Genomic DNA, 18,994 nt, shown 5'->3' on the forward strand with positions numbered 1-18,994 from the left:
CACGCCAACACAGCTTTCACAGGAGCGAGGACACAGTCATGAGCAGCGAATCTGCCGCCAACGGAACCAGCACGGGCCTATCCTCCGGCACTGCAGCCGGGACGGCGGACCAGCCGGTGGGCGCTGCCCGGCGGCGCGGCCCCTTCCGGGAAGGCGAACGGGTCCAGCTGACGGACGAGCGCGGGCGCATGAACACCATCAGCCTCGAGTCCGGCGGAGCCTTCCACACGCACCGCGGCTTCCTCAACCACGATGACATCATCGGCAAGGTGGACGGCTCGGTGGTGGTCAACAACGTCGGCCAGCAGTACCAGACGCTCCGCCCGCTGCTGTCCGACTTCGTCCTGTCGATGCCCCGCGGCGCCGCCGTGGTCTACCCCAAGGACGCCGGCCAGATCATCACCATGGCCGACATCTTCCCCGGTGCCCGCGTGGTGGAGGCAGGCGTTGGCTCAGGCGCACTGTCCATCTCACTGCTGCGTGCGGTGGGGGACCAGGGGTATCTGCACTCCTTCGAACGCCGCGAGGAATTCGCCGCCATCGCCCGCGGCAACGTGGAGACCATCTTCGGCGGCCCGCACCCGGCGTGGCAGATCTCCCTCGGGGACTTCCAGGAGGAAGTGGTCCGCACCGAAGAGCCAGGCTCCATCGACCGCGTGGTGCTGGACATGCTGGCACCCTGGGAGTGCCTCGACGCCGTGGCCACCGTCCTGGCCCCGGGCGGCGTGTGGATCAACTACGTCGCTACCGTCACCCAGCTCTCCCGCACGGCGGAGGCGATCCGTGCCGACGGCCGCTTCACCGAACCGGACGCGTGGGAATCCATGGTCCGCGGCTGGCACCTCGAAGGTCTGGCAGTGCGCCCCGATCACCGCATGGTGGCCCACACCGGCTTCCTCCTGGTCACGCGGCGGCTCGCCGACGGCGTCACCGGCATCTCCGTCAAGCGCCGCCCCTCCAAGACAGAGTTCAACGAAGAGGACGTCAACGCCTGGACCCCCGGCGCCGTGGGGGAGCGCCTCGTCTCCGACAAGAAGCTCCGCCGGGCCGCGCGGGACGCAATCGCCGGCACCAACGTGAAGGACGATCCGGAGATCACAAACTAGTCCGTATTTCGGATGTCGTCGGCTCTACCAGCCAACTTGGGGCTATCGTCTTAAGAGAAGCGCAGGAAGGGGCTGATGATCATGGAGACTCCAAACAACGACTCCGTGCCAACGCCGGCTGAACAGGCTGGCGCCAACGAACTGTCTGTCGCGGACCGGCAGGTCAATATCCTTCGGGACAAACTGAGGCATATCGACCGCCAACTGGCAGCTGCAACGCAGAACAACACCAAGCTCGTGGCGATGCTGGAAACTGCCAAGGCCGAAATACTCCGGCTGAAGAATGCCCTGGACCAGGAGGGGCAGCCGCCGTACAGCTTCGGCACCATCCTCCAGCTGAATCCGCGGCGTCAGGCCGCCGGCAGCGGCCAGGCAGCCACCGAGGAATCGGTGGACATCTTCAACGCCGGGCGCAAAATGCGGGTTGGCGTCAGCCCCCTGGTCAATCTGAACCAGCTGGCCGTCGGCCAGGAGGTCCTCCTCAACGAGGCGCTCCTGGTGGTGGCCGGCCTGGGGTACGAGCGCGCGGGTGAACTCGTCACGCTCAAGGAACTGCTCGGTCCGGACCGTGCCCTGGTGCTGGGCCGTGCCGACGAGGAACGCGTCATCCGGCTCGCCGGCCCGCTGCTGAGCGAGAAGCTGCGCGTGGGCGACGCCCTGTCCATCGATTCCCGCACCGGGTACGCCCTCGAGAAGGTCCCGCGCTCCGAGGTCGAGAACCTAGTCCTGGAGGAAGTCCCGGACATCACCTACGAGGACATCGGCGGCCTCGGCCCGCAGATCGAGCAGATCCGGGACGCCGTCGAGCTGCCGTTCCTGCACCCGGACCTGTACCGCGAGCACGGGCTCAAGGCGCCCAAGGGCATCCTGCTCTATGGCCCTCCGGGCTGCGGCAAGACCCTCATCGCCAAGGCGGTGGCAAACTCGCTGGCCGCCCGCGCCGCGGAACGCTCGGGCAACATCGACCTGAAGAGCTACTTCCTCAACATCAAGGGCCCCGAGCTCCTGGACAAGTACGTCGGCGAAACCGAACGCCACATCCGGCTGATCTTCTCCCGGGCCCGCGAAAAGGCCTCGGACGGCAGCCCCGTGGTGGTCTTCTTCGACGAGATGGATTCGCTCTTCCGCACCCGCGGCACGGGCATCTCCTCCGACGTGGAAACCACGATTGTGCCGCAGCTGCTGAGCGAGATCGACGGCGTCGAGCGGCTGGACAATGTGATTGTCATCGGTGCCTCCAACCGCGAGGACATGATCGACCCCGCCATCCTGCGCCCGGGCCGCCTTGACGTGAAGGTCAAGATCCAGCGCCCCGACGCCGAGGCCGCGGCGGACATCTTCAGGAAGTACATCACCCCGGACCTGCCGTTCCACGAGGATGATCTGGTGGAGCACGACGGCGATGTGCTGGCCACTGTCGATGCCATGGTCCAGCGGACCGTGGAGTCGATGTACTCGACAGAGAAGTCCAACGAGTTCCTGGAGGTCACCTACGCCAACGGCGACACCGAGATGCTCTACTTCAAGGACTTCAACTCCGGTGCCGTGGTCCAGAACGTCGTGGACCGTGCCAAGAAGTACGCCATCAAGGACCTCCTGACCACACAACAGAAGGGCCTGCGCATCGACCACCTGCTGCGCGCCGTCGTCGATGAGTTCCGCGAGCACGAGGACATGCCCAACACCACCAACCCGGACGACTGGGCACGCATCTCCGGCAAGAAGGGTGAGCGCATCACGTACATCCGCACCATCGTCCAGGGCAAGGCCGGCCAGGAACCCGGCAAATCCATCGAGACCATGCCCAACACGGGCCAGTACCTGTGACGGCCGGCTCCGAATCAGCGCTGGGAGGTGGCCTGCCGGCCGGCGGCGCCATGCGGGTCATGGGGTCGGAAACCGAATACGGAATCCACGCGCCGGCAGCACCGGGCGCCAATGCCACCATGATGTCCGCCCGGGTGGTCCAGGCCTACGCCCAGGTCACCCGGCTCCGGGCCGCCGGCGGCGCCGAGACCCGCTGGGACTACACGGACGAGGAGCCGCTGCACGACGCCCGCGGCTGGACGCTCGAACGCGGCCAGGCCCACCCCAGCCAGCTGACGGACCAGCCGCCGGTGCTCGATGCCGAGGCGGTGGCCCTTGCCTACGGCCGGGAGGAGCTTGAGCTCGACGGCGAGGACGAATCGGGCTCGCTGCTGATGAACATGGTGCTCGGCAACGGGGCACGCCTCTACGTGGACCACGCCCACCCCGAGTACTCGAGCCCGGAGGTCACCAACCCTGCGGCGGCAGTGGCCTGGGACGCGGCCGGTGACCTTGTGGGCCTGGCTGCGGTCCGCCGGCTGGCCAGCGACACGGAACTGCCCGCCGTCAACCTCTACAAGAACAACACGGACAACAAGTCCGTGTCCTACGGGTCGCACGAGAACTACCTCATGCCGCGGTCCGTGCCGTTCGGCGACATTGTCCGCGGGCTGACCCCGTTCTTCGTCTCGCGGCAGGTCATCTGCGGCTCGGGGCGGGTGGGCCTCAGCCAGGACAGTTCCCGGCCCGGCTACCAGATCAGCCAGCGGGCCGACTTCTTCGAGGCGGAAGTGGGGCTCGAGACCACCATCCGGCGCCCCATCATCAACACCCGCGACGAGCCGCACGCAACGGCGGACAAGTACCGCCGGCTGCACGTCATCATTGGCGACGCCAACCTGAGCCAGGTGTCGAACTATCTGAAGTTCGGAACCACCGCCATGGTCCTGAGCCTGATCGAGGCGGGCCTCGCACCGCGGATCGAGGTCCACGAACCGGTTGCCGCCCTGCAGGCCATCAGCCACGACACCACGCTGACCACCAAGGTCAGGCTGCTGGACGGCCGCCGCGTGACTGCCCTGGACCTGCAGTGGATGTACCACGAGGCAGCCGCCAAGCTGGCGCAGGACACCGGGGTGGGGGACGCCGTTTACGGCGACGGCCACACCCACGCCGTGCTGGAGCGGTGGGCCACCACCCTGACCCAGCTGGACAGCGACCGCGGTGCCGCTGCCACCTCGGTCGAATGGCTGGCCAAGCTGTCCATCCTGGAGGGCTACCGCCAGCGCGACGGGCTCCAGTGGGATGACGCCCGGCTGGGCCTGGTGGATCTGCAGTGGGCCGACCTCCGGCCCGAAAAGGGTCTGTACTACCGCCTGCTCTCGCGCAACCGGATGCAGCGGATAGTGGACGACGCCGACATCGCCGCCGCGGTGACCGCACCGCCGTCGGACACCCGGGCCTACTTCCGCGGACGCTGCGTCAGCAGCTTCAGCAAGGACGTCGTGGGGGCCAGCTGGGATTCGGTGATCTTCGACGTACCGGGCTACGGAAGGCTGCAGCGCGTCCCCACCCGGGAGCCGCTGCGCGGCACGAAGGCGCTGACCGGAGGGCTGTTTGACAGGCATCGCGAGGCGGGACCTTTCCTTGCCGAACTCCTCGGATCGGCACCGGCTCCGCCACCGGCATAATGCACCCCGCAAAGGCCCTTTGCGTGGCAATATGGGCATACAAGATGTCCTCCCGGAACGGGGGACTGGATAAAGGAGAAGGACATGGCAGGCCAGGAGCAACAGCAGCCACAGCCACGCGACACCGAGGTCGAGGAAGAGGTCCCCGTACCGCCGGCGCCCGCAGATGGCCAGGCTTCCGCCTCGACGCAGGGTGTTGACGATCTCCTCGACGAGATCGACGGCGTCCTGGAGTCCAACGCGGAGGAATTCGTCCGGGCATTCGTGCAAAAGGGCGGCCAGTAGACCGGCAGCCACACCACCCGCACCGGGCACGGAGGCAAGAGGTACCGGACAGCCGCTGAATTATCACGTTGAAGGAGTGCACCAGTGCAGGAGACAACAGCCAACAAGGTAGCCGCCCACGCGACATCGTCGTTCACTGAGCATCTCCAACGCGACCGTCCGGAACTGCTTCCCCAATACGCCCCGTTCGCGACGGGCATGTCCGCCGGCCAGCCGCCCGCCGTGCCCCACGCCACCACCATCGTGGCCATGACCTACGCCGGCGGCATCGTCATGGCTGGCGACCGCCGCGCGACCATGGGCAACATCATCGCCAGCCGGCACATCGAAAAGGTCTTTCCCGCCGACCAGTATTCGGTCCTCGGAATCGCGGGCACGGCAGGCATTGCGATTGACCTGACCCGCCTGTTCCAGGTGGAGCTCGAGCACTACGAGAAGATCGAGGGCACCCTGCTGAGCCTGGACGGCAAGGCGAACCGGCTCGGGGCCATGATCCGCGGCAACCTGCCGATGGCGCTGCAGGGCCTCGCCGTGGTTCCGCTGTTCGCAGGCTTTGACACGGCCGCCGGGGTGGGCCGGCTCTTCTCCTATGACGTGACGGGCGGCCGCTATGAGGAACAGGAGCACCATGCCGTGGGCTCCGGGTCAATGTTCGCCCGCGGCGCACTGAAGAAGCTTTGGCGGCCCAACCTGCCCGAGGAGGAAGCCATCGCCGTGGCCGTCGAATCCCTCTACGACGCAGCCGACGACGACTCCGCCACCGGCGGTCCCGACCCCGTGCGGCAGCTTTGGCCAGTGGTCTATGCCGTCAACCGGGCAGGAGCCCGGCGGGTGTCCGAGCGGGAACTCGCAGCCATGGCCGGAAACATCATCGAGTCCAGGGCAGCTGCCCGGAGGGAGGCCTGATATGACACAGCAGTTCTATGTCTCTCCCGAGCAGCTGATGAAGGACCGTGCGGACTTCGCACGGAAAGGCATCGCCCGCGGCCGGTCAGTGATCGTGATCAGCTGCGAGGACGGAATCGCGCTGGTGGCGGAGAACCCGTCACCGTCGCTGCACAAGATCGGCGAGATCTACGACAAGATCGCCTTCGCCGCCGTCGGAAAGTACAACGAGTTTGAGAGCCTCCGCCAGGCCGGCGTGCGTTACGCCGACGTCCGCGGCTATTCCTACGACCGCGAGGACGTCACCGCCAGGGGACTGGCGAGTGTCTATGCCCAGAGCCTGGGTGCCGTCTTCACCGCGGAACAGAAGCCTTTCGAGGTGGAACTCGCTGTAGCGGAGGTGGGTGCCAGCCAGGACCTCGACCACCTGTACCGCCTGACCTTTGACGGCTCGATCGCGGACGAGCACAACTTCATTGTGATGGGCGGCCAGGCCGACAAGGTGTCCGGTTCGATCGAGGGCGGCTGGCAGCGCGACCTGTCGTTCGCGGCGGCGATCCGACTCGCCGTCAAGGGACTGGTGACAGACAACGAGGCACCTGACCTGCCGGCCAAGGCCTTGGAAGTGGCGGTGCTGGACCGCAGTTCGGAAAGCAACAGGGGGACGCGGAGGGCTTTCCGCAGATTGTCCGACCAGGACGTTGTGGAACTGCTGGCTGAGGAGAGCTGACATGGACAAGAGGATCTTCGGTATTGAAACCGAATTCGGGATTTCCTATTCGAGCCCGGACTCCCGGCCCCTGGCCCCGGAGGAAGTGGCCCGCTACCTGTTCCGCAAGGTGGTCAGCTGGGGCCGGTCCTCCAACGTGTTCCTCACCAACGGGTCCCGCCTGTACCTCGACGTGGGCTCCCACCCTGAGTACGCCACCGCGGAATGCGACGACCTCGCCCAGCTGATCGCCCACGACCGCGCCGGGGAGCTCATCCTGGACGACCTCGTGGACGAGGCCCAGTCCAGGCTCGCGGCCGAGGGCTTCAACGGAACTGTCTACCTGTTCAAGAACAACACCGACTCCGCCGGAAACTCCTACGGCAGCCACGAGAACTACCTCATTCCACGCCGCGGCGAGTTCACCCGGCTGGCCGAGATCCTCATCCCGTTCCTCGTCACGCGCCAGCTCATCGCCGGTGCGGGCAAGATCCTGAAAACGCCGCACGGGGCCACCTACGCGTTCTCGCAGCGGGCGGACCACATCTGGGAGGGCGTGTCCTCGGCAACCACGCGTTCCCGGCCGATCATCAACACCCGCGATGAGCCGCATGCCGACGCCGAGTTCTACCGCCGGCTGCACGTGATCGTCGGCGACTCCAACATGTCCGAGACCACGGCGCTGCTCAAGGTGGGCACCGTCGACCTGATCCTGCGGATGATTGAAGCCGGCGTGATCATGCGGGACATGCGGATGGAGAACCCCATCCGCAGCATCCGGGAGATCTCCCACGACCTGAGCGGCCGCGCGCTGGTCCGGCTCGCCAACGGCCGCCAGCTCACTGCGCTGGAGATCCAGCAGGAGTACCTGACCAAGGTCACCGCGTTCGTCGAGGAAAACGGGGCCCACAACCCGCACGTCCCGCTGATTCTGGACCTGTGGGGGCGGACGCTGCGTGCCATCGAGAGCGGCGATTCCAGCACTATCGACACCGAAATCGACTGGGCCATCAAGAAGAAGCTGATGGACAGCTACCGCAGGCGCCACGGCCTGGGCCTGGACGCCCCCCGGATCGCGCAGCTGGACCTCACCTACCACGACATCTCCCGCTCCCGCGGCCTGTACTACCTGCTCCAGTCCCGCGGGGCCGTCCGCCGGGTCACCGAGGAGACGGCCATCAAGGACGCCGTGGACGCCCCGCCGCAGACCACCCGGGCCAAGCTGCGCGGCGACTTCGTCCGCAAAGCGCAGGAACTGGGCCGTGACTACACGGTGGACTGGGTCCATCTGAAGCTCAACGACCGTGCCCATCAGACCATTCTGTGCAAGGACCCGTTCCGCAACGTGGACGAGCGGGTTGATGCCCTTCTGGACTCTATGGGCTGATACCCAGCTTTCCGCGTTACTCTGGAAGAGGCCGTTCTGCGGCCCTGACTGCCTTGCCGTGTGCAGCACCGCCGCCGGCAGGGCATCCATCTTGCCCCGACGAAAGTTCTTACGTGCGCCGACTACTAGCAATCCTTCTTCCCGCGCTGCTTCTCCTGACCGCCTGTGGCGGCCAGGAGCCGGCAGCCCCGGAACCGACCAGCCAGTCCGCGGGTGAGACCGCCAAACTCGACTCGCTCAAGCTGACGGACAAGGGGGACAAGAAAGCCCCGGGCGTCGAGTTCACCAAGCCCCTCAACGTCACCGAACCCACTGTCAAGGTTGTCACCGAGGGCGGCGGCGACCGGGTGAAGGCCAACCAGGTCGCCGAGATTTCGGTCCTGGCACTCAACGCCAAGGACGGCTCCACGCTGGACGACAGCTTTCCCCGCGATCCCGAGCCGCTTGAACTGAACGACGAACTCAAGACCAGCAGCGCAATCGTTTATAACGCGTTCGTCGGCGCCAAGGTAGGCTCCCAGCTCGCCCTCGCCATCCCGGGCAAGGCAGCAGCCCAAGGCACTGCCGCGCAGCCGACCCAGCTCCTGATCATCAAGGTCATCTCGGCCAAGGAGGCCCCGAAGGCCCTGGAGAAGCCCGAGGGCGAAACTGTCACGCCGCCCGCCGGCCTGCCGACCGTCACCGAGAAGGACGGCGTCCCCGAGATCTCGGTCAAGGGCGTCGCAGCCCCGAAGAAGCTCATCGCCCAGGACCTGATCAAGGGCAAGGGCGCCGCCGTCAAGGCCACGGACACCCTCACCGTCAACTACGTGGGCGTGGCCCTGGCCAGCGGCAAGAAGTTCGATTCCAGCTTTGACCGTAAGCAGACGGCAGAGTTCCCGCTGAACCAGGTCATCAAGGGCTGGACCCAGGGCCTGACCGGCAAGACGGTCGGCTCGCGCGTCCTGCTCGTCGTCCCCAAGGACCTCGCCTACGGCGATAAGGGCCAGGGCGACGCCAAGGGAGACCTCGTGTTCGTCGTCGACATCCTCGGCGCCAAGTAACGCCAAAGCGTAAAGTAACAACGCGAATAACCAAGTTCCACCAGCAGAAGGAGCAACCATGTCATTTGGCCAGCGCAAGCTTGACCGCGAAAAGCCGGAAATCGACTTCCCCGAAGGCCCGGTGCCCACGGATCTCGTCATTACGGACATCATTGAGGGCGACGGACCCGAGGCCAAGGCCGGCGACACCGTCTCCACGCACTACGTCGGCGTGGCCTGGTCCACCGGCGAAGAGTTCGACGCGTCCTGGGGCCGCGGCGCCCCGCTGGACTTCCGCGTCGGCGTCGGCCAGGTCATCCAGGGCTGGGACCAGGGTCTGCTCGGCATGAAGGTGGGCGGACGCCGCCGCCTGGAGATCCCCTCCGAGCTGGCCTACGGCTCCCGCGGTGCCGGCGGAGCCATCGGCCCGAACGAGGCCCTCATCTTCGTCGTGGACCTGGTGGGCGTCCGCTAATCCCACCGGCCCCCCGCCCTCGCAAGCTCGGGATGGGGCCCTCCGCCGGCGTGGGCCCACCCACCCACCCGCCGCGTAACTGCGGAAGGCGTAACTGCGGAAGCGCGGTAACAATCGGAAGGATTTTCCCGATTGTTGCCGCGCTTTCGCGTTTTTGCCGGAACGGCTTTAGTAACGTAACGAGGGTGTCCGCCCAACGTACTGAACGCCTGCTGAATCTCCTGATCGCCCTGCTGAACTCGCGGTACGGCCTGCGGCGCAGTGAGCTGCGGGAGAAAATCTATGCCGGCGGCGCGGCCAGCGACGCCGCGTTTGGCCGCATGTTCGAACGCGACAAGAACGACCTTCGCGACTTCGGCTTCGACGTCGAGACAGTGACGGACCTGGGTTGGAGTTCCGACGATCCCGGCACCACCCGGTACCGGATCGGCAAGGAATCCAACCGCCTGCCGGATGTGGAGCTGACCCCGGACGAATGGACTGTCCTGCTGCTGGCCTCGCAGCTTTGGGAGCAGGCTGCCCTGGGCACGGCGGCGGGCAACGCCCTCCGCAAGCTGCAGGCGGCGGGCGGCCTGGCCGACGTCGAACTTCCGGCCGGCGTGCAGCCCCGCATCAAGCCTGCCGGCCAGGCGTTCGAGGACCTCGTGGCCGCCATGCATGCCCAGCACGCCGTCCGCTTCCACTACCTCGCCGGCAGCACGGGCCGGGAGGAGGAACGCGTCGTTGAACCGTGGGGCCTTGGCAGCCGCTTCGGCCAGTGGTATCTCGTCGGGTTCGACCGCGGCCGCGGCGCCAAGCGCTTCTTCCGGCTGTCGCGCTTCACGTCGTCCGTCACCGTTCTGGACAGGGAGGCCTTCACGCCGCCCGCCGGCTTCAACGTGCGCGCCGAGCTGAACAGCCTTCCGGAGCTTCCGGTCAGCGCCGCCGTCGTGGACGTCCGCGCCGGCAAGCTGCTGGGGCTGCGCAAGCGCGCGGCCGAACCGGCCCCGGAGGCGGACGTGGATGCGGGGGCAGATGCGGAACCGGGCGACGACAAGGGCCGGGAGGCCGACGCCGGATGGGACCGGCTGACCGTACCCTACCGTGACGCTGAGGTGCTTGGCGAGGAACTGGCCTCGTACGGGCCGAACGTGCGGGTGGTGAGCCCCGCGGAGCTGTCCCTTGCCGTGCAGCGGCGCCTGGCAAACGCCGCCGCCTTCATCGACGCCCCGGCACCGTCGTATTCATTCAGCCATGCAGGATCCGGGAAGCGGACGCGCAAGCGCACCTCGGAGGACCAGCTTAAGCGCATGCTGCAGCTGGTGCCGTTCCTGGTCCGCAACCAGGGCCTGCCCATCGAGGAGGTCGCCGACCGGTTCGGCGTGACCCGCGAAGAGCTGGAGGGCGATCTGCTGATCCTGATCTGCTCCGGCCTGCCCCAGGGATACCCGGACGAGCTTCTGGACATCCAGTGGGAGGAAGGCCACGTTTTCATCAGCCAGTCCATGGAGCTGAACCGGCCCGTCCGGTTCACCGTGGACGAGGCGTGCGCCCTGCTCACGGGCCTCGAGACCCTGAACGGACTCCCGGAGCTGGCTGAGGGAAGCGCCCTCGACTCGGTGACGCTCAAGCTGATGGCGGCTGCGGGGGAGGAAGGGCTCCGGGCGGCTGCCCTGTCCGGGCCGGAGGTGGGACCGGGCAACTCGGCCAACCTCGAAGTCATCCGCGACGCGATTGAATCCGGATCCCAGCTACACCTCGTCTACCTTTCCCCGCAGAAGGACACCTTTTCGGAGCGGGACGTGGATCCGCTCCGGCTCTACTCGCTGGACAACACCTGGTATTTCGAGGCCTACTGCCATTCTGCCGCCGGCCTGCGGAATTTCCGGCTGGACCGGATCGAGGACCTCACCCCCACCGGCAGGCCGGTCTCGTCCGGAATGACGCCCGACGGCGGGTTCCCGGCAAAACTGTTCACCCCGAACGACGACGACACACTGGTCACCGTCCAGCTCACCGCCCGCGGTGCCGGGCTCGCGGACGACTACTATGCCGAGCGGACTGCACCGCTGCCCGACGGCGGCCTGGTGGCGGAAATCCGGTTCGGCAACACGGCATGGCTGCCGATGTTTGTGGCCCAGCACGGCGGGACGGCACGGATCCTGGAACCTGAGGCCCTTGCCCGCGCTTCGGGGGACTGGATCGCGGCGGCCCTGGCCCTGTACAACAGCTAGCCAATACAACAGCTAGCCAATACAACAGCTAACCCAGTACAACCGCTACCTGATACGCCAGCTAGACTACTCAGCATGCCTTGGTGGTCCTGGATCCTTATTTGGGTGGCACTTGTGTCCCTGTCCCTGCTGTTCTTCGTCGTCATGGGTGTCCGCCTGTTCCGCCAGTTCATGGCGACAGTCAAGGAGCTCGGCGAAGCGGGGGACAAGCTCACCAGCCTGCCGGTTTCCGCGGCAGCAGCCGGCGGTGCCGCCCCCGTCGGGGTTGCACCGGCAACCGGGGGTGCACACTCAATCGCCGTTGCACCGGGAACCGCCCCTTTTGCCTCGCCACACCAGATGCGCCATGATTACCACGCATCCAAAGAGGCCCGCAGGGAGACCCGGCGCCAGCGCCGGGTCCGCCGGAAGGCCGAACGGGGCCAGCCCCAGTCGCTGCGCGACATCGAATTCAGATAAACGTAGGATGTTACTAAACGAAAGGAACACCCACCATGAGGCTTGAAGGCTGGCATCTCATCATCATCATCGTCCTGGCTTTGGTGCTCTTCGCTGCACCGAAGCTGCCCGGCATGGCCCGGAGCCTCGGCCAGTCGATGCGTATTTTCAAGTCGGAAGTCCGCGAAATGAAGAAGGACGGAGCCCCGGAAGCCAAGGAGGGCTCAGATCCCGTTGAAGGCACCGTCGTCAACCACCCGCGTTCCGCCACGACGGAAAACCGTCCCGCAGACGGCAACGACGTTCCGCCCCCCAACCGCGCCTAAGATTACGTGGCACTAACCATGAGTCGTCGCTCCAATCCCGAGGGACGGATGGCTCTGCTGGACCATCTGCGCGAACTCAGGAACAGGCTGTTCAAGTCCGCCATAGCCGTTGTGCTCGCCACCGTGGCGGGTTTCATGGTCTATCAGCCCATGCTTGCTGCCCTGATCAAACCGATCCGGGACCTCAACGAAAGCCAGGGCCGCCAGGCGTCCCTCAATTTCGACGGCGTGGCGAGCTCCTTCGACCTCATGATCCAGGTGTCCGTGTTCCTGGGCGTCATTCTGGCCAGCCCGGTCTGGCTCTACCAGCTCTGGGCTTTCATCGTCCCCGGCCTGCACAAGAAGGAGCGCCGGCTGGCGCTGTCCTTCGTCGCGGCCGCGGTGCCGCTCTTCATTGGCGGGGTGACCATGGCGTGGCTTGTGCTGCCCAACGCCGTCCGGGTGCTGACCGACTTCACGCCCTCCGGCGGGTCCAACTTCATCAGCGCGCAGGTCTACCTGTCCTTCGTGCTGAGGCTGCTTCTCGCCTTCGGCATTGCCTTCCTGCTCCCGGTTGTCCTGGTGGGGCTGAACCTTGCCGGACTCCTGCGCGGGGAGCAGCTCCTGAAGAGCTGGCGCATCACTGTGTTCCTGGTCTGCCTGTTCGCAGCCATGGCAGCGCCCGGCGGCGACGCGATGAGCATGTTCTACCTTGCCGGGCCCATGCTCCTGCTCTTCTTCCTGGCCATCGGCCTGTGCGTCCTGAACGACCGCCGTCGTGCGCGCCGGTCAGAGAAGCGGGCCGCTGAGACCGAAGCCACAGCCGATATCGCGACCCCGAGCAGTGAGCTGAAGAATCTCTAGTCGCGCCACCGCTAGGCTTGAGGCATGTCCACCACCACTCCGTCGCCCTCCGAACGGTACCGCGCCAGCGCCGAACGGACCGCGGAAGCAAAAACCCACCTGGGTGCGTTCGCCCGCACACTGAACTTTGAACTGGACGACTTCCAGCGACAGGCGTGCAAGTCCCTCCAGGAAGGCCGCGGGGTCCTGGTGGCCGCGCCCACTGGGGCCGGCAAAACCATCGTGGGCGAGTTCGCCGTGTACCTGGCGCTCCAGCGCGGGCTGAAGGCGTTCTACACCACACCCATCAAGGCTCTCAGTAACCAGAAATTCACCGAGCTGACGGAGAAGTACGGCGAGGAGAACGTCGGGCTCCTGACCGGCGACACCAGCATCAACGGCGACGCGCCCGTGGTGGTCATGACCACCGAGGTCCTGCGCAACATGCTCTACGCCGACTCCGACACGCTGTTCGACCTGGGTTTTGTGGTGATGGACGAGGTCCACTACCTTGCCGACCGCTTCCGCGGTGCAGTGTGGGAGGAAGTCATCATCCACCTGCCCAGCGAGGTCCAGGTAGCGTCCCTCAGCGCGACAGTCTCCAATGCGGAGGAGTTCGGCGCCTGGCTGGACACCGTGCGCGGCGACACGGACGTCATCGTCTCCGAGCACCGTCCCGTGCCGCTCTGGCAGCACGTCATGGTGGGCCGGGACATCGTGGACCTGTTCGCGGGCGAAACCACCTTCGACGAAATTGCCCCGGCCGGCAATCCCGCCACCGCTGCTGCCGTGCCCTCGGCGCCGTCAGCCGACGACGCCGGCCAGCGGGGTTTCGAGGTCAACCCCGAGCTGCTGTCCCTTTCCAGAGCGGAAAGCCAGCTCAACTTCCAGGGCCGCTTCGGCCACGGCGGCCGGAGCCAGCGGCGGCAGCAGCGGCAGCGCTACGGCGACAGGCCCCAGCAGGAGACCCGCACCGCGGTGCGCCGGGCCAGCCGGCCGCAGGTCATCGCCAGCCTGGACCGACAGGACCTGCTGCCCGCCATCACCTTCATCTTTTCCCGGGCCGGCTGTGACGCCGCCGTCGCCCAGTGCGTGGCGTCCGGGCTGTGGCTCACCACGGAGCGGGAGCAGCGCATCATCGCCCAGCGCGTGGACGAGGCGGGCCAGGACATCCCGTCCGACGACCTCGAGGTGCTGGGCTTCTGGAACTGGCGCGATGGGCTCCTGCGCGGCATCGCGGCCCACCATGCCGGCATGCTTCCCACCTTCAAGGAAGTCGTGGAGAAGCTTTTTGCCGACGGTCTGGTGAAGGCGGTCTTTGCCACCGAGACGCTCGCCCTCGGGGTCAACATGCCCGCGCGGTCCGTCGTGCTGGAGAAGCTGGACAAGTTCAACGGCGAAGCCCACGTCGACATCACGGCGGGGGAGTACACCCAGCTCACCGGGCGGGCGGGCCGGCGCGGCATCGACGTCGAAGGCCACGCCGTGGTCCTGTGGCAGCCGGGCACGGACCCGGCCGCGGTGGCCGGCCTTGCCTCCCGCCGGACGTACCCGCTGAACTCGAGCTTCCAGCCCACGTACAACATGAGCATCAACCTGCTCGCGCAGTTCGGCCGGCCGAGGGCCCGGGAAATCCTGGAGTCTTCCTTCGCCCAGTTCCAGGCTGACCGGTCGGTGGTCGGACTGGCCCGGCAGGTCCGCAGCCGCGAGGAATCACTGGCCGGCTATGCCAAGTCGATGACGTGCCATCTGGGCGACTTCACCGAGTACGCCCGGCTGCGGCGGGAACTTTCCGACGCCGAGAATTTCAGTTCGCGGACCAAGTCCCGTGCCCGCAAATCTCTCAACGAGGACTCCCTGAGCCGGCTCCTGCCCGGCGACGTCGTGGATGTCCCGGCAGGCAGGGCCCCGGGCTTTGCCGTCGTGCTGAGTTCGGACCACAGCTCCCGCGAGCCCCGGCCCGCGGTCCTGACGCTGGAAAGCCAGCTGCGCCGGATCGGCGTCGACGACCTTGAGGGGCCCATTGCGCCGCTGACACGGATCAGGATCCCCAAGTCCTTCAACGCGAAGGTTCCCAAGTCGCGGCGGGACCTGGCCTCGTCCGTCCGGAACGCCCTGCGGGAGAACCGGCCGCCGGCGCGGGGAAGCAGCCGCAACAACGACTTCGGGCTGGGCTCCGCCTCGCAAAACCAGGAGAAGAAGATCGCCGACCTGCGGCGTGCCCTTCGCGCCCACCCCTGCCATGGCTGCAGTGAACGCGAGGATCACGCCCGGTGGTCCGAACGCTGGTGGAAGCTGCGCAAGGAAACCGACGGCCTGGTCCGCCAGATCCAGGGCCGCACCAACACCATCGCCAAGACCTTCGACCGGGTCTGCGATGTCCTCTCGACCTATGGCTACCTCGAGTCCACCGAGGACGGGCAGCACAGCATCAGCACCGACGGCCAGCGGCTGCGCCGGATCTACGGCGAGAAGGATCTCCTGATTTCACAGGCCCTGCGGCAGGGTGCATTCGATGACCTCGACGCGGTGGAGGTGGCGGCGTTCGCCAGCGTGCTGGTGTACCAGGCCAAGCGTGAAGACCGCGGCCTGCGGCCCCGCATGCCCAGCGTTTCGCTGGAGACCGCCGTGGATATCGTGGTCCGCGAGTGGTCGGCGCTGGAGGACGTGGAGGAGCAGAACAAGCTCCCGCTTACGGGCGAGCCTGAGCTCGGCCTCATCTGGCCCATGTACAAGTGGGCCCGGGGACGGCATCTGCAGGAGGTCCTCAGCGGCTCCGACCTGGCGGCCGGCGACTTTGTCCGGTGGGTGAAGCAGGTGATCGACCTGCTGGACCAGCTGGCCAAGATTCCCGGCCTGGACCCCCGGCTGGCCCGGCTCTGCGCCGAGGCCATCCGGCTGATCAGGCGGGGCGTCGTCGCCTACTCCACCGTGGGCTGACCGCCCGCAAGCCAGCCCCGGCACCCGTACCAACACTGTCTCGACACTCCAAGGAGCGCCTCCATGGCCGATGCCCCCGCCCGTGCCCAGGAAGGAACCGGACCGTCAAAGGTCACGCTGTACCGCAACGGTTCCGTCTACACCGCTGCTGATCCGTTCGCCACGGCCATGCTCGTGGACGGCGACACCATCGCATGGGTCGGCTCCGAGCAGGCTGCCACCTCGATCGCCGACAGCTCCATGGACATCATCGACCTCCGCGGTGCCCTCGTTGCCCCGGGGTTTGTCGATTCCCACGCCCACCTGACCGAGACCGGCATCGCCTTGGACTCACTGCAGCTCGGCGGTGTCCGGTCAGCCCGTGAGCTGCTGGACGCCGTCGCGGCCTCGGGCGGGAACGGCGCAGTACTGGGGCACGGCTGGGACGAGTCCCGCTGGGACGATCCCACGCTCCCGGACGCCGGAGAGCTGGAACGGGCTGCCGCCGGCCGCCCGGTGTATCTCTCCCGGGTCGATGTGCACTCGGCCCTGGTCTCGCCGTCGCTCGTGGCCAGTGCCGGGCTGGCGGAGCTGGACGGCTACGCACCGGGCGGCCACGTCAAGCGCCAGGCCCACAGTGCTGCCCGGCAGGCCACCCGCCGCCTGCCTTCCGGTGCGCTCCAGGAATACCAGCGGCGTGCGCTGGACGAGGCTGCGGCCAACGGGTATGTGGCGCTGGCCGAGATGGGTGCCCCGAAAATCAGCAGCATCGAAGACCTGCGGCTGGCCACCGGCTGGAATGACGCGGCAGGCTCCCGCCCCGCACCCGAGGTGCTGCCATACTGGGGACAGCTGACGACGACGGCGGCCGACGCCGAGGCGCTCCTCGCCGAGCTTGGGGTCCGGGTCCGCGGATTTGCCGGGGACCTGAACATCGACGGATCAATCGGCTCCCGCACGGCGTCGCTGCGGGAACCCTACGCGGACGCCCCGGGGGAAACCGGCACCACCTACCTTTCTGTAGCCGAGGCGGCAGCGCACCTGGCGGCGTGCTCCGTGCTGGGCATCCAGGGCGGATTCCACGTCATTGGCGACGCCGGCCTCGATGCGGCCCTGCAGGCCCTCGAGGAAGCTGCCGCCGAAGTGGGGGAGCAGCGGGTCCGGGCGGCCGGGCACCGCTTCGAGCACGTTGAAATGGCCGACGCCGACGCCATCGCCCGGCTGGCCAAATACTCCGTGACGGTCAGCGCGCAGCCCGCCTTCGACGCCGGGTGGGGCGGCCAGGGGCGGCTCTACGAGCAGCGGCTCGGGTCCCGCAGCCGGGGCATGAACCCCTTTGCCTCGTTCTATTCGGCCGGCGTACCCATCTGTTTCGGAAGCGACACCCCGGTGACGCCGCTCCGTCCGTGGTCCAGCGTACGGGCGTGCCTGGAGCACCACGACGTCGACCAGCGGATCTCTGCCCGCGCAGCGTTCCTCGGACACACCCGGGCAGGCTGGCGCGCTGCCCGTTACGAAAACCCGATGGCGGGCCAGCTGGTGCCGGGTGCACCGGCAACCTTCGCCGTCTGGGAAGTGGATGAGCTCATGGTGCAGGTGGCCGACAACAGGGTCCAGTCCTGGAGCACGGACCCCCGCGCCCGCACGCCGCTGCTGCCCGCGCTGGACACCGGCAACGATCCCCGGTGCCTGCAGACCGTGCGCAATGGGCTGGAGTTGTTCTCCGCAGAAGCCCTCCTGCGCTGACCTGCACCAGGCTTAATTCGGCGACACATACGGCACGCCCATGCCCGGATTGGCCGCGCAAACAAGCCTCTGACCTGCGGCGATACGTGAATGGGCAGGTCAGGGGGCTGTTGACAGCCCCCAGCCAGTCCGTAGCATTGAGCTTCCGGGGCGGGTCCAAAGCGCAGCAGAAAACAGTTCCTCCATCCGCTTATCGCGGCATCAGGAACTGGCCCGTGGCGCGTGGACCCGCCCGTGGCGGACGGAAGCGCCCCGCGGGGACCGTATAATGGGGAGTTGCGCTTTACGAGCCGGCGTTCCCGCCGGGCTCCCGCGTGCTGACCGCTCCCATCCAGGAAAGGCCTCCCTGTGCGTGTCCTCACCATCATCCCCACCTACAACGAGCTGGAGTCGCTTCCCAAGACTCTCGGACGCCTCCGCGCCGCAGTGCCGGCGTCTGACGTCCTCGTTGTGGACGACAACAGCCCGGACGGCACCGGACAGCTCGCGGACAGCATCGCGGCTGCAGACAACCAGGTCCACGTCCTGCACCGGAAGGGCAAGGAAGGCCTGGGCGCCGCCTACATTGCGGGCTTCCGGTGGGGCCTGGATGCCGGCTACGACGTCCTGGTGGAAATGGACGCCGACGGGTCGCACCAGCCCGAGCAGCTGCCCGCCCTTCTGGAGGCAGTTGACCAGGGCGCGGACCTGGCCATGGGGTCCCGCTGGGTGAAGGGCGGAAGCGTCGTGAACTGGCCGCTCTACCGCCAGGCCATTTCCCGGACCGGCAGCACGTACGCGCGCATCATGCTCGGCCTCAAGATCAAGGACGTGACCGGCGGTTACCGCGCGTTCCGGCGCACTACGCTGGAGAAGCTGAACCTGGACCAGGTCGATTCCGTGGGTTACGGCTTCCAAGTGGACCTCGCATGGCGCGTCGCGAAGATGGGGCTGAACATCGTGGAGCGGCCCATCACCTTTGTGGAGCGCGAACTCGGGGCGTCCAAGATGAGCGGCAACATCGTCGTTGAGGCCATGATCAACGTGACAAAGTGGGGCCTGACCGCCCGCTGGAAGAAGCTGACCGGCAAGAGCCCGCGAGGCTAGCGGCAACAGCCGGCCAGCCTGATCCACAAAGGCAGGCACAAAAAAGGGCCGGCCCCGCTGCATCGAAGGATGCAGCGG

The 18,994-nt window shown here is 67.1% G+C and carries 16 protein-coding genes; all 16 read left to right on the plus strand.

All coding sequences use genetic code 11. The annotated features are described in order from the left end of the window. Positions 1 to 38: 38 nt before the first annotated feature. The 16 genes from ACFVTE_RS21015 to ACFVTE_RS21090 all read left to right on the plus strand — a co-directional run bounded on the left by ACFVTE_RS21015 (position 39) and on the right by ACFVTE_RS21090 (position 18,916). Positions 39 to 1,106, plus strand: coding sequence for a tRNA (adenine-N1)-methyltransferase (locus tag ACFVTE_RS21015; protein ID WP_387103913.1), 1,068 nt, complete (start codon positions 39 to 41; stop codon positions 1,104 to 1,106). A gap of 81 nt (positions 1,107 to 1,187) precedes the next feature. After that, a complete protein-coding gene (gene arc / locus ACFVTE_RS21020; protein ID WP_387103914.1) occupies positions 1,188 to 2,933 on the plus strand; it encodes a proteasome ATPase in 1,746 nt (581 codons plus the stop codon). Positions 2,934 to 2,983: 50 nt separating this feature from the next. Next, positions 2,984 to 4,603 (plus strand): depupylase/deamidase Dop, encoded by a 1,620-nt coding sequence (gene dop / locus ACFVTE_RS21025; RefSeq protein WP_387103940.1) that lies wholly within the window; start codon positions 2,984 to 2,986, stop codon positions 4,601 to 4,603. 84 nt (positions 4,604 to 4,687) lie between these two features. Beyond that, positions 4,688 to 4,888, plus strand: coding sequence for a ubiquitin-like protein Pup (locus tag ACFVTE_RS21030; RefSeq protein WP_331568735.1), 201 nt, complete (start codon positions 4,688 to 4,690; stop codon positions 4,886 to 4,888). A gap of 84 nt (positions 4,889 to 4,972) precedes the next feature. After that, a complete protein-coding gene (gene prcB, locus ACFVTE_RS21035; protein ID WP_387103916.1) occupies positions 4,973 to 5,794 on the plus strand; it encodes a proteasome subunit beta in 822 nt (273 codons plus the stop codon). A 1-nt stretch (position 5,795) separates the two neighbouring features. Then, complete coding sequence (gene prcA / locus ACFVTE_RS21040) at positions 5,796 to 6,503, plus strand: proteasome subunit alpha (protein WP_387103917.1); 708 nt, start codon at positions 5,796 to 5,798, stop codon at positions 6,501 to 6,503. 1 nt (position 6,504) lies between these two features. Then, positions 6,505 to 7,869 carry a Pup--protein ligase gene (pafA, locus tag ACFVTE_RS21045; protein ID WP_331568729.1) on the plus strand — a complete coding sequence of 455 codons (1,365 nt, stop codon included), beginning with the start codon at positions 6,505 to 6,507 and terminating at the stop codon, positions 7,867 to 7,869. A gap of 113 nt (positions 7,870 to 7,982) precedes the next feature. Next, positions 7,983 to 8,912, plus strand: a complete 930-nt coding sequence (locus tag ACFVTE_RS21050; RefSeq protein WP_387103919.1) for an FKBP-type peptidyl-prolyl cis-trans isomerase — start codon at positions 7,983 to 7,985, stop codon at positions 8,910 to 8,912. A gap of 58 nt (positions 8,913 to 8,970) precedes the next feature. Further along, positions 8,971 to 9,366 (plus strand): FKBP-type peptidyl-prolyl cis-trans isomerase, encoded by a 396-nt coding sequence (locus ACFVTE_RS21055; protein WP_387103922.1) that lies wholly within the window; start codon positions 8,971 to 8,973, stop codon positions 9,364 to 9,366. 185 nt (positions 9,367 to 9,551) lie between these two features. Continuing rightward, a complete protein-coding gene (locus tag ACFVTE_RS21060) occupies positions 9,552 to 11,579 on the plus strand; it encodes a helix-turn-helix transcriptional regulator (protein ID WP_387103924.1) in 2,028 nt (675 codons plus the stop codon). Between the two features lie 75 nt (positions 11,580 to 11,654). Next, positions 11,655 to 12,038: a hypothetical protein gene (locus ACFVTE_RS21065; RefSeq protein ID WP_387103925.1), complete on the plus strand. Its 384-nt coding sequence runs from the start codon at positions 11,655 to 11,657 to the stop codon at positions 12,036 to 12,038. Between the two features lie 35 nt (positions 12,039 to 12,073). Then, the gene (gene tatA / locus ACFVTE_RS21070) at positions 12,074 to 12,343 is read left to right on the plus strand and encodes a Sec-independent protein translocase subunit TatA (RefSeq protein ID WP_387103927.1); all 270 of its coding nucleotides are present in this window, start codon (positions 12,074 to 12,076) and stop codon (positions 12,341 to 12,343) included. A gap of 48 nt (positions 12,344 to 12,391) precedes the next feature. Further along, positions 12,392 to 13,186 carry a twin-arginine translocase subunit TatC gene (gene tatC, locus ACFVTE_RS21075; RefSeq protein WP_387103941.1) on the plus strand — a complete coding sequence of 265 codons (795 nt, stop codon included), beginning with the start codon at positions 12,392 to 12,394 and terminating at the stop codon, positions 13,184 to 13,186. A gap of 24 nt (positions 13,187 to 13,210) precedes the next feature. Next, complete coding sequence (locus ACFVTE_RS21080; protein WP_387103928.1) at positions 13,211 to 16,105, plus strand: DEAD/DEAH box helicase; 2,895 nt, start codon at positions 13,211 to 13,213, stop codon at positions 16,103 to 16,105. Positions 16,106 to 16,168: 63 nt separating this feature from the next. Beyond that, positions 16,169 to 17,830, plus strand: coding sequence for an amidohydrolase (locus ACFVTE_RS21085; protein ID WP_387103930.1), 1,662 nt, complete (start codon positions 16,169 to 16,171; stop codon positions 17,828 to 17,830). A 348-nt stretch (positions 17,831 to 18,178) separates the two neighbouring features. Next, positions 18,179 to 18,916, plus strand: a complete 738-nt coding sequence (locus ACFVTE_RS21090; protein WP_354259846.1) for a polyprenol monophosphomannose synthase — start codon at positions 18,179 to 18,181, stop codon at positions 18,914 to 18,916. Positions 18,917 to 18,994 lie beyond the last annotated feature (78 nt).

It is taken from the genome of Arthrobacter sp. NPDC058097 (assembly GCF_042884885.1).
In the GTDB taxonomy this organism is placed as follows: domain Bacteria; phylum Actinomycetota; class Actinomycetes; order Actinomycetales; family Micrococcaceae; genus Arthrobacter.

What these genes read in the sequence shown, in the direction of transcription:
- pafA (WP_331568729.1), top strand. Translation starts at nt 6,505, where the DNA reads ATGGACAAGAGGATCTTCGGTATTGAAACCGAATTCGGGATTTCCTAT.
- ACFVTE_RS21015 (WP_387103913.1), top strand. Translation starts at nt 39, where the DNA reads ATGAGCAGCGAATCTGCCGCCAACGGAACCAGCACGGGCCTATCCTCC.
- tatA (WP_387103927.1), top strand. Translation starts at nt 12,074, where the DNA reads ATGAGGCTTGAAGGCTGGCATCTCATCATCATCATCGTCCTGGCTTTG.
- ACFVTE_RS21055 (WP_387103922.1), top strand. Translation starts at nt 8,971, where the DNA reads ATGTCATTTGGCCAGCGCAAGCTTGACCGCGAAAAGCCGGAAATCGAC.
- ACFVTE_RS21030 (WP_331568735.1), top strand. Translation starts at nt 4,688, where the DNA reads ATGGCAGGCCAGGAGCAACAGCAGCCACAGCCACGCGACACCGAGGTC.
- ACFVTE_RS21065 (WP_387103925.1), top strand. Translation starts at nt 11,655, where the DNA reads ATGCCTTGGTGGTCCTGGATCCTTATTTGGGTGGCACTTGTGTCCCTG.
- prcA (WP_387103917.1), top strand. Translation starts at nt 5,796, where the DNA reads ATGACACAGCAGTTCTATGTCTCTCCCGAGCAGCTGATGAAGGACCGT.
- ACFVTE_RS21080 (WP_387103928.1), top strand. Translation starts at nt 13,211, where the DNA reads ATGTCCACCACCACTCCGTCGCCCTCCGAACGGTACCGCGCCAGCGCC.
- dop (WP_387103940.1), top strand. Translation starts at nt 2,984, where the DNA reads ATGCGGGTCATGGGGTCGGAAACCGAATACGGAATCCACGCGCCGGCA.
- tatC (WP_387103941.1), top strand. Translation starts at nt 12,392, where the DNA reads ATGGCTCTGCTGGACCATCTGCGCGAACTCAGGAACAGGCTGTTCAAG.
- ACFVTE_RS21085 (WP_387103930.1), top strand. Translation starts at nt 16,169, where the DNA reads ATGGCCGATGCCCCCGCCCGTGCCCAGGAAGGAACCGGACCGTCAAAG.
- arc (WP_387103914.1), top strand. Translation starts at nt 1,188, where the DNA reads ATGGAGACTCCAAACAACGACTCCGTGCCAACGCCGGCTGAACAGGCT.